The organism is Candidatus Buchananbacteria bacterium CG10_big_fil_rev_8_21_14_0_10_42_9, from assembly GCA_002773845.1.
Taxonomy (GTDB): Bacteria; Patescibacteriota; Patescibacteriia; order Buchananbacterales; family 21-14-0-10-42-9; genus 21-14-0-10-42-9.
Map to the genome: position 1 here is coordinate 1,975 of PEZZ01000042.1, position 17,691 is coordinate 19,665.

The window sequence follows — 17,691 nt, forward strand, 5'->3', positions numbered from 1 at the left end:
TATCTAAGCTGACGGTACCCGGACGCGGTAATTCAACTGTAATCGTGCCCATTGGGTCAGGACAATCGTTGATGCCAATGCCGTGTTTGTAAAAAATGGATGGGGCGGAAAGTTTCATTTGCACAAGTTCGGTTTCAATTTCATCGCCTGAACTCACCGTAGAATTATCGCCTGGTACTGACACTCCTGTATTGGAGTTAGTGTCAGTTGGACAGATATTTTTACCGTCATTCCAGTCTTGGCCTTTTGGTTCGCCATTTCCGCCCGGACCGCCCTTGCCTTCTTCGCAACCATCGCCGCCATTACCGCCATTGCCGCCGGCTTCTTCTAAAGCCATACCATCAACCCCGTCGGCCGTTCTGCCACTGCCAGCTTTACCACCATCAGTTTCAGCATCTCCTCCCTTACCCCCATTGCCGCCCGCTTTTAACTCTGTACATGACCCGCCATTGCCGCCCTTACCTGGATAACTTTCAGCATCGCCGCCATTACCACCAGTTGATTGAACGGTGCGGGAAGTTGCTGTCCCGCCTTCTCCACCAGTAGCAGTAGCCTTACCGCCCGGACCTCCATCGCATCCGCATTCTGAACCATTACCGCCGTCCCCTCCGTGGGCATAAGCATCGCCACCGTCTCCGGCAAGCAACCCTGTAATTTCAATATTGTTTACACCTTCAACCCGTACCGTTTTTAATCCTTTCTTGTTATCTCCGCCCTTACCCCCGGTAGCAATAGCATCCCCTCCTTTTTCACCGTCACACGTATTTTCGCCTGGCTTTCCAGCCGCAATTGCTTCTCCGCCAAATCCGCCAAGGCCAGGAATTATCTTAAAAGCTCCGACAATTTTAAAGCTGCCGGTAGTTCGCATTTTTATATTACCCGGCTCACCGCCTTCACCGCCGGTAGCTTTGCCCGGATCACAATTAATTTGAGATACTGCCGATCCGCCGTCCCCTCCATTACCCATCCTCAAAGTAAAATCATTAATTGTAATATTTGCCGCCTGAACATTTAACCTAAAAGCGTCCTCCCCTTTCGCGCCCTTGGCATCACAGCTTGCCCCTTCGTCATTAGCACCTGGACGGCCGTCAGGGCCAGACAAGTATAAATTGGAAATGTTAACATCCTTTCCTGGACCAAAGTTATAGGCAATAATAATTTTTTTAATCTCTTCAGGCGGTGTTGGGATATTAATATCGTATGGCGGTTCTAACCCAGGCGAGCCAACTACCCATTTACCGCCGATCTTTATGGTCCAAGGCACATCACCGCCTTGAATATCTGTTGCCGGCTCCTGCGCTGAAGCAGCTTTAACCAAACCATGTGATAAAGTTGGTAATAATTTATTTCCAGCTTGATCAACTAAAACCGGCTGATAGTAATTTGAACTATCAACATTTAAAGCTTGCTGTCCAGGCGCTAAATCTATTGGTATAAATGGGCCTACTCCCGTACCATTATCATTATTTAAACCCGTATCTTCAAAAAGTTCATCAATCGCTGTTTGAGTGGTTGCCAGCCTAGATTCATTGTCAACTACTTGCACATGGCCGTTGGTTGTTACGACTGAATCACGAGCAAATTCAACGTTGCCTTGAGCGACTAAATTAACGCCAAGTCCTAATCCGGAAGCATTTTCAATCTCACAGCGAAGTTTCCCGTTGACCGATAAATTTCCAGTTACCATAACATTCAAAGCGCCATTTCGGCACCATAAATCTCCATTCACCGTCAGATCTCCTTGAACCATCAATTTTGAATCGTTTTCCAAAATGACCCTTTCGTCTTCCGCAATAAAAGTTGTTGGCAAAACGGTGTCAGAAGAATACACCGTTTCAGTAATTCGGTTAAAATACCAAATCAATCCAACCACTACTATTAATAAAATAGCGATCACAATTACGCTTAAGCGCTTATTGGGTTGCGTCATAAGATTGAAACTAAAATTGAGGTTCCTCCTGTAAATCTTAGTTTATCATAATTTGCTAAAAATATCATGTTTCAACCTTATCCTTGACGCTATGCTTTTCTAATACATTAGAAATAAGTGCGTCTGACTTTTTTTCACCCACAAAACTGGGAAAGGTTTTACGGGCAAGTTTAATCAGCTCTTGCCTATCTTCGCTTGAGTCCTCATACATAGCTCTAATCTGTTTTTCGGCATTAAGCCCAACGATTTGGACAAACAACTCAACTAGATCCTGGTATAAAGAATCTGTCATAAATTACTTTACGTCTGATTATTTTTTCGGCATCTGATTTTTAAGACGCCTGGCAACTATAATTGGCCCGGCTACAAGCAAAATTGCACAGACTAGTATAAAAATTTCAAATAGTAATTCAATGACCAAATTGTCCTGTAAGTTATACAGCTCTTCTATTCCTAAAGTGATTCCGCCTAACGACAAAAATAAAATACCGGCAGCAATAATTGCCGAACCGGTTTTAAAAATCTTTCCCAGGCCGCGAGAAAGAATGAACAGGTAAACAACGCTAATAAGTCAGATTCCTGAAGCTATAAATTCAGGGTAATATGACAAGGCGCCGCCGTTTTGGTGAATTGCATAGGTTGCTGGCGCAATCAAAAAACTTAGCAAAATTCCCAAGGCCATAAATTTGGCAGCGCTTTTCACATGTGCCATAAAAAACTAATAATGCTCTAATACAATTTAATTATATTACGATAAAATTTTTTTGGCAAAAAAATCGGCTAATCTAATTTTTTTCTTTTTAACAATAAAGAATTTAATACCACCGAGACACTGCTTAACGCCATCGCGAGACCTGCAAGTTCGGCTCGCAAAAGCCCCAAAGCGGCGATCGGGATACCGACGCTATTATAAAATAGCGCCCAAAACATATTTTGTTTAATCTTAGCCATGGTTATTTTACTCAATAAAATACTACGGCCAACGTCGCGGGCATCATCTTTGACTAAAACCACGCCGCCCGCTTCAATCGCAATGTCAGTCCCGCCGCCCATGGCAATACCTAAATCAGCCTGCGCTAAGGCCGGGGCATCATTAATGCCGTCCCCCACCATAGCTACTTTTTTGCTTTCTTTTTGTAACAGTTGTATTTGATGAGCTTTGCCTTCAGGTAAAACTTCGGCTAAGACTTTTTCAATTCCTACCTGCTTGGCAATTGCTCGCGCCGTTCGCGAATTATCACCGGTAATCATAGCCGTTTTAATTCCCATTGCCTGCAAGCGCTGAACTGCTTCTCGGGAAGTTTCTTTCAAAGTATCGGCAACGGCAACAAGCCCAATTATTTTGTTGCCTTTGGCTACCGCGATAACCGTTTTACCTTGATCTTCTAAGTCACTTTTTTGCTTCACGGCTTCAGCCGTTAATGGCACGTTATTTTTTTCCATTAGTCTGGCAGTGCCAAGTAAAACGTGATGACCGGAAATTTTTCCCGACACTCCCTGTCCGGCAATGGCCCTGAAATCTTTAGCGTCCACTAATTTTAACTTTTGAGACCTAGCTTTTTTAACAATCGCCTCAGCCAAAGGATGTTCTGAGCTTTTTTCCAAAGATGCGGCTAAACTTAAAATTTCATCTTGTTTGCCGCCTAGGCTGACAATATCAGTCACTTCCGGCTCGCCCTTTGTTAACGTCCCGGTTTTATCAAAAACGACCACCTCAATTTTATTGGCGACTTCTAAGGCCTCCCCGCCTTTAATTAAAATTCCATTTTCGGCACCCTTGCCAGTGCCAACAATAATCGCGGTCGGAGTAGCAAGACCCAAGGCGCAAGGGCACGCAATTACTAGCACCGCCGTGAAAGCAAGTAATGCCGTCACAAAAGGCGAAAGCGCCAAAAAATACCAACTGATAAATGTAATTAATGCCAAAGCCACAACCGAGGGCACAAAATAAGCCGAAATAGTATCAGCGAACTTTTGAATTGGCGCGCGAGAACTTTGGGCTGCTTCTACCACTTTTATGATTTGGGCGAGCACCGTGTCCTTGCCAACCTTAGTGGTTTTAAACTTAAAACTGCCGGTTTTATTAATTGTCGCGCCGACCACAAAATCGCCGGCCTTTTTTTCCAATGGAATACTCTCGCCGGAGATCATTGATTCATCAACAGTGGAATGGCCATCAATTATTTCTCCATCCACCGCTATTTTTTCTCCCGGCCGGACAATCACAATGTCACCCACCTGAACTTCTTTAATTGGCACATCTACCTCTTTGCCATCTTTGATAATTCTCGCGGTTTTGGCTTGCAAGCCAAGCAATTTTTTAATCGCTTCCCCGGCCTTGCCTTTGGCCCTCGCTTCTAGCCACTTACCAAGCACGACAAAAGTTATTAACAACGCGCCTGTTTCGTAAAAAACCTCACCGGCAATTACGTACGTTGTCGCTACGCTATAAAAATATGCCGCACTCGTACCGCCGGCAACTAAGGTATCCATATTGGCAGTTTTGTTTTTGGCCGCGTAATACATACCTTTGTAAAACCGGAAGCCGACGTAAAACTGGACGATACCGGCTAATAACGATTGGATAACTTTGCTTTGAAACGAAGTGTCCCGTAAAACCATGCTCATTGTCACAATCGGCACGGACAAAACTAAACTCAAAATAAACAAATTTCTTTCCTTTTTAATCTCTACTTCTCTTACGGCATCGCCATGGTCAGGTGATTCGTTTCCATTACTGCCAACAATTGGCGTCGCGCGATAACCGCTTTGCTTAACCGCTTCTATAATTTCTTGATCCCCAACATCACCCTCAACACTGGCTTTTTGGGTCGCAAAGTTAACCGCGGCATTCTTGACACCCGGCAATTTTTTTAAATTATTTTCAATCGTAATAGAGCACGAAGCACAATGCATCCCGCTAATATCATATTGCTTTTTGGTTGGTTGGTTTGCCATGTTATTCAACGATTAATTTACCTTGATACATGCTCATGTCGCATGTAAATAGTTGCTCGCCTTTTTTCTCGGGCGTAAATTCTATTGTCACTGTTTTTCCTTCCGGTAATTCTTTTCTGATGTGATAATCAGGAAAATTAACATAGCGGGAACATTCGGTTGATTCTTCGCGCCGAAAATGTATCTTCACCGGTCGACCGGCTTTAACCCTCAAAACTGACGGTGAATACACGCCCTTGACTAAAATATCAAAAGTTTGCGTGCCTCCGCTCTCTTTAGCCACAACACCGCTTTGATGCAAGGTAAAACGAATCCATAAAGCATACAGCGCAATAACCGCCAAAATTAAAACGATTCCAATAATTTGCATATATTTAATGCTAGCCGCGGCTTTGATTTTCCAAAGCGAACCGAGTAATTTCTAAATTGCAGCTTTTATGTTCCCGACACCATTTTTCGCATTCCTCGGCTTTGGCTTCATCTTCATAATGAAACCGGCACACTTCGCATTCAAAAACGTCGTTAGTTACATTAGCTAATACCATACAGTGAATTATAACCCTTCAATAACTTTTTTCATAATTTTCTCAACTTCTAATGCAATTGGCTCTAATTTCTGATTATCAACCAGACTAAAGGCAACTTTTGGGTTAAGCGCTGAAACAAATACACCCTCGTCATTTTGGTAGACAATCACATTGCAGGGCAGCAAAAGCCCTACCTCTTCCTCGATTTGCAAGGCTTTATGTGCTCGCGGCGGATTACACGCGCCCAAAATGCGATAATTGTTAAATTTGACATCTAATTTTTCTTTTAATGTTCTGGTAACATCAATATCAGTCAAAATTCCAAAGCCTTGGCTTTTTAAAGCATCAATAGTTTTGTCTATTGCTTCTTTGAAGTTATAATTAACTTTTTTTGTAATACCGTAACTCGACATCGCCTACCTAGTAAACTTATTATAAAGTCCGCCAAAAATATATAGCCCCGCAAAGCTCACTACCGCCGCCTCAAGCATCCCGCCAATAATACCGCCCAAGCTGAGCGAGAAAAATAAATGCCATTGCATCATCGCCTCAACACCGCTCATATATAAACCTAAATTACCCAAAATCCCGAGTAATAACATGCATAGCGCGGAAACAACTGCTCCGGCATAGCCTAAAGCTAATGCATTTAATTTGTTGTTCATAATATTTTCACCCCCTTGCTTTTATTTATTATCTAATACTTTTTTAAAAAATTGCAATTCATTATTGCCATGGATAAATAACTTTTCTTTAACATTCTTTTTCGTAAAATACCAATGCAATATTCTCCCAATCACAGAATCCGGAAAATCAATGTAGTAATCATGCATCATTTTGGTTCCACTTTCATATTCTTTAAGCCGCACCAGCCCACCCTCAGCTAAGTGAAAGGTTACTAGCGGACCAAGTAATCGATATTTTGCCAATCCCCGCCAAACAGTTACATGCGGAAAATCAACATATTGCACATGTCCTTTTAGGTCATTATAAATTCCGGCTACCATTTCTTTTTGGTAAAATTCAACTCCGGTTTCTGGCCTGTTTTTATCGTTATAAAATTTTAAGCCCAAATGCTCCTTAGGGTTTGAAGCAGTCCAGTTGTCCGGGTTAGCCGCATATTCAGCAATAGCCTCGGGAGTGTTATTGATGTTTATTTCAGTATGGATTTTTACAAGCATAATTACTGTTCTAATTACTTCCCAAGTTACTTGCTGTTTTTACCAGTTACGTACTTAAGTAAGGCCATTATAGCTAAAACTAAAACTGCCCAAATCAATATGGTTGTAATCCAGGCAAAACCATTATAGCCAAAGCTCATCATGCCTGTACCAAGTCCACTCATCATTCCTCCGCTAATGCCTTTATTACTGTAATTCATCATACCGCCACCCATACCCGGGCCCATCATACCGCCTGAACCAAAATAATTATCAAAATTTTCGGTATTACAGCCTAAATAGTTTTGACCCATTTGAATATGCATCGCTTCTAAAGATTCCGAACCTTCTCCGCCCATCATTAAATCCATCTGCTCATGTGCTTCGCCAGGATGCATTAGCTCCATGACTGCATCGCCTAAAGTTTCGAATTGAGCATCAGTCACCTGACTACAATTTATGTCCGCAGCGCTGGCTGCTTTTTGGCTGGACATAACTTCAGTAAGCGCTTGTTCGACTGTTGTACCATGATCAGTATCGGCCATAACTACGGTTGGCGCTGCTAAAAGCAATAACAAGAATGCTAATTTTTTCATATTACTTTTGATTAAGTTTGTAAATATTTACTAATTCATTAATCGCCTTATTCTTATTATTGCCTCGGAGCAGGCGGCTGGCATGCGTTTTTAAATGATTTTCTAACATTAGAGAACTAAAGCTTTTAATTGATTCTTGTATCGCCAATGCCTGTGTTAAAACATCAATGCAGTATTTTTCGTCCTCCACCATTTTCTCCAACCCGCGAAGTTGACCTTGAATAATGCGCAGACGATGCAAAGCTCGATTCTTATATGGCCTTTGAATTTTACCTTTCATATAATTTTCTGTCATTTCGATAATACCCCCATAGGGTATTTATATAACCATCATATACCCCGACTCGATATTTGTCAAGCCCCGAGCATTGAAAAATAAATTTTTATCCAAATTTGAATCAATTAGCGCTAAAACCAGAAGCCAGCCAAGAATTTAATCCCCCGTCTAAGTTGTACACTTGCCTATAACCTAAAGACACTAACTCTTCAGCCGCAATTTGACTCATGCTACCCGATCGGCAATACAACACTATTTTAGCGTTTTTATCACTTGGTAACTGACCTTGCCGGCTTGATATCTCATCATACGGGATCAGTGCGTCAGTGCCCGGTATATGGGCTTGTTCAGGAACATGGACATCAATCAAAGTAAAATCTTTTTGGTTTAACATTTGTGACAATTCCTGTGAGCTAACATTTTGGTATGTTGAATGTATATTAATATTTTCCGATGGTTTATAAGTCAGCTTAAAACCAATAGCTAAAGCCAAAATAACCACCAAGACGACAATTATTTTTTTATTCATATTAATCAATATGTTCTTTTAATTTATACGCTTCTGGGCCAAGGTCTAGGTTAATTTCCGCCCAAATTTTTATCTCAGGTTCAATTTCTAACTTTGGCTCAGTTAATATCGCCACAGTTTTGAAGAACCTGCCTTGTGGCTCTTCATGCAAATTAGGATCAAAAGCAACTGTGATTACTCCGCTGTCACCAGGACTTAACTCACTTTTATCAATCTCAGCGCTAGTGCAGGCACAACTTGCCGGAACACCAGTGACTTTAATCGGGTCCGCACCATTATAAGTAAAACTAAAATCATGCGCCACAATTCCCCCGCTTTGTTTAACCACTCCAAAGTCATACTCTTGCTCATCAAATTCAAAAACTGAATCTTGCGCCGGCGCGGCGATATTAGGTTTTTCTTTAGTTATTGCCAAAGCACATCCATTTAACAATACTACCAGGGTAAGCGTAATAATAATTTTATGCTTCATAATAATTACTCAATTATTTGGGCGAGGGCTGACTCAATTTGTGATAATGTTAGAGCTCCTGAGAGTGGAATTTGCTTATCGCCGTAAATCACTAATGAATAAGGCGTACCGCGCCCACCGGCCGCAATAGCTTGATTGTAATGACTTTGCACCTTTTTAGCATACTTGCCGGAATTTAAACATTCTTCAAATTTGTCAGCATTAAGGCCCACCTCTTCGGCAATTTCAGGCAGCCGGGCAAGGTCTAAATTGTTATTTGAAGGTGTAATCTCAAATAGCCTATCTAAGTAAGCCCAAAAACCATCATTACCGCCAAGCTCTGCTGCGCATTCAGTGGCTTCCGCTTCTTTAGGCGCTTTGGGGTGGATTGACGCCAAGGGAAAATGCCGATACACCCAATTGACACGGCCTTCATATTTAGCAACTATTTGCTGCATAGTTGGATGAAAGCGTTTGCAAAAGGGACACTCAGCATCAGAATATTCTATAATGCTAATCGGTGCTTTTTTATCACCCAAGATATGGTCGTCCTTTGTGACAGAAACTACGGTTATGCTTGAATTACCAGTTGAATCTGGGCTTGCGCTATTATTTACAGTCTTGCCCGTATCAGCGCTTACCTCTTTTTGGCCTTTTAGACTAAAACCCAACTCTGGCGCATCAAAAACCAAAAGTCCAAAAAAACCGACTGCAAATATAACTGTTAAAGCTAACATGATTCCAAGATAAAAAGCCGCCCTAGGCTTTAAATCATCAATAAATTTAAGGCTCATAAATTTGTTTGTTATTAATATTTATACACCGCAACCTCCACCACTGCTTCTTTGAACTGGCTTGACCTCACTTCTAACCTGTTGGTATCCGGATGAACTTGAATAAGAAGAACTTAAAGCGACCTTAGCATCAACCTTATCCCAAACTAACCCTCGCTTCTGGAAGTATTGGGCTAAAGTTAAGTAAGTATCGGGGAACCAAAAAGAATTAACTTGTAAGGCTGCTTTATACATTTGAGCTTCAGTTGCGCCTTGGGCGGCTAACAACTCAAGCAATCCAAGCATCGCCATACCATGGTTGCAGTCCGGAAAGTAAGTTGAGTTGCCACAACATGGTCGGTAAATATTCTGAGACACTTCCTCAACCAGATCTTGCTGTTTGGCGTTTAACTCTACTAAGCCATACTGACTGTAGTGATCCATCGCCCCACCGCGAGCAAGCGACCAACCGCCAGTTGAAGCAAACCGCCCCGCCCCGCCGTACTGCTCGCTTTGCATTGGACCCGTTTCTAAGATCGGATTTTTATTAGCCAATCCAAAAGCCCAAAGCAAATTTAAGATAAATTGGGCATTGTTTTGGTCAATTTTTAGATTGGCGTTTTTCTCACTTTCCAACAAAGCTTTTTCATAATCAGTCATTCCTCCGCGGCGAGCATACACTGCTTCAAATTTAGCTTTATCAATCACACCCTTATCAACTAACTGCTTGCCCAAGTCCCCCCAAACCACCGGCAGCGTCACGCCTTGACTTGGCAACACCATTTCTTCATTTATTGCCACAGCCTGATCATTGCTAGTATTTTCAGAAGCAGAATTAATTTGACCTTTTGAGTCTGACGTTTTGCTAGTCAACCTGGGTTTGATATCAATATCAAAATACCAACTAAAAACAATCATAAACAGCAATCCTAATGCCAAAATTTGCCAAGGATTTTGGCCAGCATTTTTTGGTTTTTTATCTTCTTTATTTAATCCCATATCTTTGCATCTTTGTTAATTATTTATTATTTTTCCAAGCTACGAAGGCGAGATAGGAAAAAAACCCTACAACCATAACCCCCCAAACAACATCGGGTACAGACATTAACGTTTCTACAATATTCTCAGACCGCTGCTGTAAGGCATTGCCTAATTTTGCCTGCCAAGCGGGAGACCAAAAGGCGTTACCAGATAACGCCAACCACCAAAGCATAATGCCCATCAAAAGAAAAACACTTCCGGCTAAGATGTTGCTGGAATGAACATAATATGTTTTTTTGGCTAACTTAACGCTCCATACTTTGCCTTGAATTAACTTATTTTTTTCCAGCTTAAATTTATCGTAAAAGTAAGCCGCCAAAAACAAAGGAAATGTCATGCCAAAAACATAGGCAAAGGTGACAATAAGCGCTTTCCAAAAGGTGCCAGAAATAACCGCCAGGGTTACCGCGCCAGCTAGTACCGGTGCGCAACAAGATGTTGCCGCGCCGGAAAATATCCCTAACAAAAAAACTGATTTTGTATGTGTTACGTTCAATTTCGCCTGCCAAAGCTTAGGCATCGGAATAATTGACTTCCCTTTGCCCAAAAATGACATAATGCCAAAAATTATCATCAACCCGCCGCCAAATACATATAACTCTCGATGCGCGCTTTTGAAAACCTCGGCAAGCCCAGCCGCCCCAAGACCAATTGGGACAAGCACCACGGCGATTCCACCAAAAAAAACAAAGGTCATTTTTAGCATTTGCTTTCTTTCCCTAAAGGCTGAGGCTAAGTATGTGGGTAATAACACCGTAATGCAACAAGGCGCAAATAATGCCACCATGCCGGCAAAAAATGCGGCGATAATAGACGCCCCTAAGATAACATCCATATAGTTAGCGAGTTACCAGCGCCTGGAATCTAAGTTCCACTTTTGGCTGCGTCTGCGAGTTCGTCTCTAGGTAAATTGACCGGCGGGCTAATCCTACGCCGGACGGGCCGTGCGCCGCTGGGTCAAAAACCGCTTCAATTATCACTGACTTGCCTGGCATCACCTCATAATTTGCCGCCCCTGAAAGCCCGTGTCCTTTCATACCAAACCGTCCCCGCCTTGTGCCGTCAGCGCCAATGATAGATGCGGTGGTGCACATGCAGGAAGTGTAAATTTCTTCAATTCTTACCGGCTCGTTACCTTCATTTTTAACTTCATACATATGGCTGACGTTGCCATCCTGCATGGCAATGGTACTAAAGTCATAGAAGTTATCCGGTGCTTCAAGGGCGCTAGCCGAGTAAACACTTGAAGTGCTATTGCCTGAACTATTTTCAGTGCTTGCTGCCCAGGCTAAAAACCCTATAATTGCCGCCGCCGCAAATGTGTAAGCAATAATGTATTTTGTTCTTTGGTTCATAATCACATAATTAAAATCACCCGTTTGGTAAAAACGGGTGATTATATCTTTATTAATCTAACAAAAACTGCTAAATAAAATCAGAATTAAACAAAAATAAAGTCACCCTTAATCTAAGCCGATCAATTAGTGTGGAGCATTGGGCAAGCCATTTTTGAATCTGCCTTCGGCGCTTATAAAAAGAAGTTTGCTCGTACAAAACTTTTCTAAAATACAAATATCCTGACCATAGCCAAAATAAATCTTGCCTAGTAAACAAAATCCCAACGGACAGCACTACAATTAATCCTAATAATAAGGCGTCCATTTGAATAAATGACGTAACAATACTTGCCAGCATGTCTAAATGATGCGTCATTAAAGCAACTGCCTGTGTGGCGCTGGGACAGTTAGTGGCTCCAATATTAGCTAACGGGCAGGCAACGTGAGTGTCGTGTTCCATTTGCGACAAGCTCACTACACCAATAAAATATAGGCCGAGTACAAAAAACATCAATATAATTGGCAGTAATTTATGCTTCATACAACCATGCTATCATAGCTAAATTATAAAGTAAATATGCCCTATTCATATCTCAGCGCTTCAGCCGGTTCCATTTTCGCCGCTTGGCGCGCTGGCAGCACGCCGGATAATAATCCGACGATAAATGTTACTATTAACACTACCGCCATACCCAAATAATCAATGCCGGCAAAAGTAAAAAACCCTTCAATTCCGGCTTGAGCCGCGCCAAGGCCCGATAGCATAGCTAACCCTAAACCTAAAGCCACTCCAATTACTCCCCCAACTAATCCGATTAACCCCGACTCAATTAAAAATAAAGACATCACATCATCACTACGTGCCCCCAAAGCTTTCATAATCCCTATTTCTTTAGTCCTTTCCAAAACCGAAGTGTACATAGTGTTCATGATACCGACCGCGCCGACGAGTAAAGAAATTAAAGCAATGATCACTAAGCTTAATTCAATAATGTTCAAAACATCGCCGACTATCTGGTCAGTTTTTTCTGGCGTTAAAACAGTAAAATCTTTTACCTCTTGTTGTAAATTTAATTGGCTTTCAATTTTTTTAGCAATCAAGTTAATGTCGTAATTGGTCTTCGTTTTAACAAATGCCGAACGGGCGCCATACCGCTGGCCGGTGATCTCCTGAAATTTTTCAGCCGAAATATAAAACACATTATCATCCGTTTGATTGCCAATTTCTGAAACCGCGCCGATCACCGTCATTTTTTTTGACTTAACCGTAACTTCGTCGCCAATATCTAATTGATTTTTAAATAATTCCCGAAATGACAAGTAGCCTAACACCAACTCGTTGGCATCATCGCGAGTCGGCCAACGGCCATACTCTAACCGTAACCCTTGAGAAGATTCATAAAAATCTGATAAACCCTTCCAGGGAGCGGCATGGAATAATGCGGTTTTTTGCTCACCCTCAAACTCCACATTCAATGAAATAGAGTCAAATCCCACCGCATAGTCCACACCCTCAATTAACTCTAAATCTTCAATATCTTCAATTTTAAACTTCTCTCCCAAAATCGTAGTTATCGGATTAGTTAACTTGCCTGGTGTAATGATAATTAAATCACTGCCAAATTGCTGAAGTTGTTTATTTAGGGCAAATTTAATGCCGCTACCCAAAGATAGAATAAATACCACCAGCATAATGCCGATAACAATGCCAACAATTGTTAGCCAGCTGCGTAATTTACGATAACGAATACCCTTAAAGCTTAAAATTAAAAAAGTTTTTATCATATTACTTTCTTAAAGCGGTTGCCGGCTCTAATTTTGCCGCCTGCCGCGCCGGCAATACGCCAGATAATACCCCGACTATAAAAGTTACGATTAAAATAATAAACAGCCCAAAGTAATCAAGTGAGCTAAATGAAAATAAGCCAACCACGCCGTACCGCGCCGCTATGCTACCCATAACGTAAGCTAAACCGACGCCAAATATGACGCCTAAAACTCCCCCAACTAATCCGATTAACCCTGATTCAATTAAAAATAAAGATAAGATGGAATCACTACTCGCGCCAACCGCTTTCATAATGCCAATTTGCTTGGTCCGCTCAACGACTGACGTGTACATTGTATTCATAATATTAACCGATCCGACAATTAAAGATATCAAACCAATCACAACTAAGCTAAGTTCCACTATATTTAAAACGTTGCCGACTACTTGATCCGCTTTTTGCGGACTAATCACGGAAAAATCCCGGACTTCCTGCTGTTTAGATAATTCATGCTCAATTTGACGGCTAACTAAATCGATATTGGCTTTTGGCAATAACTTAACTTTTATCACTGATGCCGTTAAGCCAGCGCCGGTTAATTCACGAAATTTAACATCTGATACATGCAGCACATTATCAGCTATTTGTTCACCGCTATCTTGTAAGATACCAATGACTCTCATCTTTTTTGATTTTAAAATGATCTCGTCATTAAGTTTTATGTCTTGCTTAAATAATTCGGTCGCTAGATTATGCCCAAGGACAATTTCGTTAGTTTCGTCGCTGGCTGGCCAGTTACCCGAGGCAATTGTGAACCCTTCGGAAGTTTCATAGGCTTTAGCAAAAGTGACAAACGGCGCGCCGTGCACCATGACCGTTTTTTGCTCACCTTTAAATTCAGCGGTAAAAGTATTAATGTTCATTGGCACCACAAAATCAATGCCAGAAATTTTTTCTAAATCATACACATCGCTTTCTTTAAACTTTTGTCCGCCATAAAACGCGATAAACGGATTGGTCTCCTCTCCTGGTACAACGGTAATTAAATCTGATGCGAACATCTGCAACGTACCGCTCACTACCGACCTCACACCGCTACTAATTGATAAAATTACAACGACTAACATAATGCCAATCACCACGCCTAAAATCGTGAGCCAACTTCTTAACCGGCGGTGGCGGATACCTTTTAAGCTCAGCCGTAGAAAATTTTTGATCATGCTGCTAACTAATCGGTATAAATTTTCTTTTGCGAGTGATGATCAGGAATTATTAGACCATCCTTCAACACTACAATTTGGTCAGCTTTCTCGGCAATATCGGCGTCATGGGTTACCACAATCAAAGTTTTACCTTGTTCTTTGTTGAGTTTAATTAGCATCTGCAAAATTTTATCCCCGGTAACTGAATCCAAATTGCCGGTCGGTTCATCACCCAAGATAATTTTAGGGTCATTGGCTAAGGACCTTAAAAGCGCCACTCGTTGCTGTTCGCCGCCAGACATCTCTAATGGTCGATGGTGCATCCGCTCCCCCAAGCCAATATCTTCAAAGCTTTTTTTAATCCCCGCCTCGTCAATTTTTTGGTTGGCAAATGTCAGCGGCAGCGTTACATTTTCCAAAGCCGTAAACCAAGGTATTAAATTGTATTGCTGAAAGACAAAGCCAAAAGTATGGGCGCGTAAATTTGCCCGCTTGATATCGTTGAGATTGGCTACATTTTCTCCTTCCAATTCGTAACTGCCAGAAGTTGGGCGATCTAATAGCCCAATCATATTTAGGCACGTACTTTTACCTGAGCCCGAAGCGCCGACAATCGCCACAAAATCCCCGGCCCAAATATTTAAATTAATACCGCGCAGCACTTTAGTTTCAACTTTACCTAGCTGAAAACTTTTTTTAAGCCCAATAAATTTAATCAGCGGCAGTCCAAAATACTTGTCTGGATTTTTAACAAAACGGTCCAAGCAAAAATCACCGCAAAAATAATACTTTTGCCCCTGATAATCTTGTGAGGGAGTTTTTTCAACTCCCATTAAGTTCATACCGCAAACAACATCAATTTGAGCTGCTGATCTAACACTTGCCATACCAATTTATTCAGCAGTTACCACAACCGTTTGCCCGGCAGTTAAACCGCTTATAACTTCAATGTTGTCACCGTCAGTAATTCCGGTTTCTATTTTGATGTCTTGAAATTTGCCGCCTTCTAAAATTGTCACATACTCTCCGCCATCACGGGTAGTCACGGTGAATTCCGGAATTATTACCACATTAGTTTTTTGTTCCGTCATGACAAATAAATCCGCGCTCATGCCAGACCGTACCGAAGTTGAGACTATTTGTGACTGGGTTTCATCATCAGATTTAAATACTATATTAAGCCGGTAAAATATATCGCTATCTTTTTCAATCTCTTTAGCTTCAATCGTTGATACTTCACCGTCAAACAATTGTCCGGGCAAAGCATCAAGTTCAATGCTGACCGGATCATTAGCGCTAATTTTGGCAATGTCTAATTCTGACACGTCAGCTTCAACTTGCAAACCAGCCCCTGACAGCACCACGGCTACCTTGCCAGGCTGAAACAATTCCCCGGCTTTAAAATTAACTTCTAGCACGCTCGCATCCGACGGTGCCCGTAAAATCGCCTGGCGAATTTTTTCCCTGGCCGCGCCAATTTGACTATCTGTTTGAGAAATTTTAGCGCGTTCAATTTCAATATCTTCTGGCCGAGGTTCAGCAATTAACAAATCCAGCTCGTTTTGCGCCACCAGCAACGCATTTTCGGCATCATTAACTGCCGCTTGGGCGGTGGCAATAGCTTTAGTGTTGCTTGCTTTTTGAGCGGCAATACTTTGCTCCTGATTATTAATGTTATCAATGACTGTATTAATGTTGGTTCTCCCCGTATTAACGTTTGCTTTGTATGTGCCTAAAGTGGTCGCGTCTACTCCTGTCGCTTGGTTAAGCGCTTCGGTTAGCCTATCTAACAATAATTTAATCCCGCTTAAATAACCTTTTGCCGCTACCATAGCTTGTGTCCGTCCCAAATCGTCGGAGGGTAAAATGCTGACCAAAGTATTAAATTGAGCCAAGGTGCCAGTTACCTCTTGCCGGCGCAATTCTGCATCATTTTTGATTTGTGAACCAGTGGTGAAAGTTAGTGTGGGGTTTGAAGTGTTGTCATTGCTAAAAAGCGCATCAATTTGTTTATTTACCGCGTCATCAGCTTTAGTATAAGCGTCAGCTAAGATGCCAGGAATGGCGTCATACAAATTTTGCAAATCAACCTCTGCTTCATTTTTAACGTGAGTTAAATTCAATTCTTTATCATCAAGAGCTTTTTGGGAATTTAAAACAGCTGTTTGCTTAACTTTTATCTCTTGCGCCGTTGGGCCGTTAATTAATCTATTTAAAGTCGCTTGGTATTGTGACCGTAAGGCGAGCAAGCGAGATACTTCAAGCTCTTCGTTGGTTGTTTCTAGCCTCATCAACTCATCATTAGCTTTAACGTGCTGGCCCTCAACTACATTCACGCTACCAACAATGCCGGAGAACGGAAACTCCAAGTTAAACTCTTGCTCAAAGGCAACCTCCCCGCGCACGCGGATAACTTCAGATAAGTCGCCTTGTTCAACCGTAAATTCCAGTGGCGGTGTTGTGTTCTGCTTAAAATATCGCTGATACGCCCAAAAGCCGGTTAAGGCCACACCAGCTATTACAAATAAAGTTAAATAGAGAGATACTTTTTTAACCATCACGGCATTTAGTATACCATATTTATCAATTTTTCTTCATACTACAATTAAACTACAAACAAAGAAACTTTAACCCCCGAAAGAGGTTGAAAGCGAAACTAGCGTTGAAAGTCGGCTGGCGCAGGACAAAGCTAAAAACATTGTCCGGCTAGATGGCTTAATGCAAAATGCCTTAGCCAATTAAACCATAGGGCATAACTTAGGCATTGAAGGCCAAAAAATTCCAGCCGTTCAAATTCCGGCTAGCGATGATAGGGAAAATGTAGTGTTGTTACCTTTTGGTCAATATCACCGCGCCAAAGGAGAATCGATGAACCAAGCCCCGGCATTCATTTTTGAAATTGTTTATAATGCTGAAGGCACTGTTAATCAAATTAACAGTATTAAACAATTAGAAGATGCCACAAAAAAGGTTAAAAAGGCCGTAGGGCAGTCAGGCGAGCGGCGAAATAAATCACGCACATCCGGCCAAAGACTTTATTTTAAATACTGGTCAAAAAATTCGGTCGTGCGTTGCATCACGACCGGCCAGGCGTTGGTAAACTCGTGTGGTTCGCCAGGATAAGTATAAAAAGTAATGTCT

Annotated in this window: 20 protein-coding genes and 1 pseudogene (1 of these 21 only partly in view); 1 reads left to right on the top strand and 20 read right to left on the bottom strand. The window is 41.7% G+C overall.

Going from position 1 to position 17,691, the window contains the following annotated elements; translation table 11 throughout:
- The 20 genes and pseudogenes from COT81_05120 to COT81_05215 form a co-directional block, all read right to left on the bottom strand.
- Nucleotides 1-1,930 (bottom strand): annotated as a pseudogene (locus COT81_05120) (hypothetical protein); it reaches 215 nt to the left of the window's first position.
- Between the two features lie 64 nt (nucleotides 1,931-1,994).
- On the bottom strand, nucleotides 1,995-2,222 hold the full coding sequence (locus tag COT81_05125; protein ID PIS04675.1) for a hypothetical protein: 228 nt from the start codon (nucleotides 2,220-2,222) through the stop codon (nucleotides 1,995-1,997).
- Between the two features lie 488 nt (nucleotides 2,223-2,710).
- Nucleotides 2,711-4,888 (bottom strand): copper-translocating P-type ATPase, encoded by a 2,178-nt coding sequence (locus COT81_05130; GenBank protein PIS04676.1) that lies wholly within the window; start codon nucleotides 4,886-4,888, stop codon nucleotides 2,711-2,713.
- 1 nt (nucleotide 4,889) lies between these two features.
- A complete protein-coding gene (locus COT81_05135) occupies nucleotides 4,890-5,258 on the bottom strand; it encodes a copper-transporting ATPase (GenBank protein ID PIS04677.1) in 369 nt (122 codons plus the stop codon).
- Nucleotides 5,259-5,441: 183 nt separating this feature from the next.
- The gene (locus tag COT81_05140; GenBank protein ID PIS04678.1) at nucleotides 5,442-5,828 is read right to left on the bottom strand and encodes a hypothetical protein; all 387 of its coding nucleotides are present in this window, start codon (nucleotides 5,826-5,828) and stop codon (nucleotides 5,442-5,444) included.
- A gap of 3 nt (nucleotides 5,829-5,831) precedes the next feature.
- Nucleotides 5,832-6,017: a hypothetical protein gene (locus tag COT81_05145; GenBank protein ID PIS04692.1), complete on the bottom strand. Its 186-nt coding sequence runs from the start codon at nucleotides 6,015-6,017 to the stop codon at nucleotides 5,832-5,834.
- 84 nt (nucleotides 6,018-6,101) lie between these two features.
- On the bottom strand, nucleotides 6,102-6,596 hold the full coding sequence (locus tag COT81_05150; protein PIS04679.1) for a hypothetical protein: 495 nt from the start codon (nucleotides 6,594-6,596) through the stop codon (nucleotides 6,102-6,104).
- Between the two features lie 26 nt (nucleotides 6,597-6,622).
- Nucleotides 6,623-7,171 carry a hypothetical protein gene (locus COT81_05155; GenBank protein ID PIS04680.1) on the bottom strand — a complete coding sequence of 183 codons (549 nt, stop codon included), beginning with the start codon at nucleotides 7,169-7,171 and terminating at the stop codon, nucleotides 6,623-6,625.
- A gap of 1 nt (nucleotide 7,172) precedes the next feature.
- Nucleotides 7,173-7,451, bottom strand: a complete 279-nt coding sequence (locus tag COT81_05160; protein PIS04693.1) for a hypothetical protein — start codon at nucleotides 7,449-7,451, stop codon at nucleotides 7,173-7,175.
- 118 nt (nucleotides 7,452-7,569) lie between these two features.
- Entirely contained in the window at nucleotides 7,570-7,977 is a 408-nt protein-coding gene (locus tag COT81_05165; protein ID PIS04681.1) for a sulfurtransferase, read from the bottom strand.
- Nucleotide 7,978: 1 nt separating this feature from the next.
- A complete protein-coding gene (locus COT81_05170) occupies nucleotides 7,979-8,449 on the bottom strand; it encodes a hypothetical protein (GenBank protein ID PIS04682.1) in 471 nt (156 codons plus the stop codon).
- A 5-nt stretch (nucleotides 8,450-8,454) separates the two neighbouring features.
- Nucleotides 8,455-9,222: a hypothetical protein gene (locus tag COT81_05175; GenBank protein ID PIS04683.1), complete on the bottom strand. Its 768-nt coding sequence runs from the start codon at nucleotides 9,220-9,222 to the stop codon at nucleotides 8,455-8,457.
- 21 nt (nucleotides 9,223-9,243) lie between these two features.
- Complete coding sequence (locus COT81_05180) at nucleotides 9,244-10,200, bottom strand: hypothetical protein (GenBank protein ID PIS04684.1); 957 nt, start codon at nucleotides 10,198-10,200, stop codon at nucleotides 9,244-9,246.
- 19 nt (nucleotides 10,201-10,219) lie between these two features.
- Nucleotides 10,220-11,077 carry a cytochrome c biogenesis protein CcdA gene (locus COT81_05185; GenBank protein ID PIS04685.1) on the bottom strand — a complete coding sequence of 286 codons (858 nt, stop codon included), beginning with the start codon at nucleotides 11,075-11,077 and terminating at the stop codon, nucleotides 10,220-10,222.
- Between the two features lie 4 nt (nucleotides 11,078-11,081).
- The gene (locus COT81_05190) at nucleotides 11,082-11,597 is read right to left on the bottom strand and encodes a hypothetical protein (GenBank protein ID PIS04686.1); all 516 of its coding nucleotides are present in this window, start codon (nucleotides 11,595-11,597) and stop codon (nucleotides 11,082-11,084) included.
- Nucleotides 11,598-11,667: 70 nt separating this feature from the next.
- Nucleotides 11,668-12,120, bottom strand: a complete 453-nt coding sequence (locus tag COT81_05195) for a hypothetical protein (GenBank protein PIS04687.1) — start codon at nucleotides 12,118-12,120, stop codon at nucleotides 11,668-11,670.
- A 41-nt stretch (nucleotides 12,121-12,161) separates the two neighbouring features.
- The gene (locus COT81_05200; protein PIS04688.1) at nucleotides 12,162-13,364 is read right to left on the bottom strand and encodes a hypothetical protein; all 1,203 of its coding nucleotides are present in this window, start codon (nucleotides 13,362-13,364) and stop codon (nucleotides 12,162-12,164) included.
- A 1-nt stretch (nucleotide 13,365) separates the two neighbouring features.
- On the bottom strand, nucleotides 13,366-14,568 hold the full coding sequence (locus COT81_05205) for a hypothetical protein (GenBank protein PIS04689.1): 1,203 nt from the start codon (nucleotides 14,566-14,568) through the stop codon (nucleotides 13,366-13,368).
- Between the two features lie 8 nt (nucleotides 14,569-14,576).
- A complete protein-coding gene (locus COT81_05210) occupies nucleotides 14,577-15,383 on the bottom strand; it encodes a hypothetical protein (GenBank protein ID PIS04694.1) in 807 nt (268 codons plus the stop codon).
- 60 nt (nucleotides 15,384-15,443) lie between these two features.
- Nucleotides 15,444-17,108 (bottom strand): hypothetical protein, encoded by a 1,665-nt coding sequence (locus COT81_05215; GenBank protein PIS04690.1) that lies wholly within the window; start codon nucleotides 17,106-17,108, stop codon nucleotides 15,444-15,446.
- 310 nt (nucleotides 17,109-17,418) lie between these two features.
- Between COT81_05215 and COT81_05220 the strand changes: the two genes are divergently transcribed.
- Nucleotides 17,419-17,673 (top strand): hypothetical protein, encoded by a 255-nt coding sequence (locus tag COT81_05220; GenBank protein ID PIS04691.1) that lies wholly within the window; start codon nucleotides 17,419-17,421, stop codon nucleotides 17,671-17,673.
- Nucleotides 17,674-17,691 lie beyond the last annotated feature (18 nt).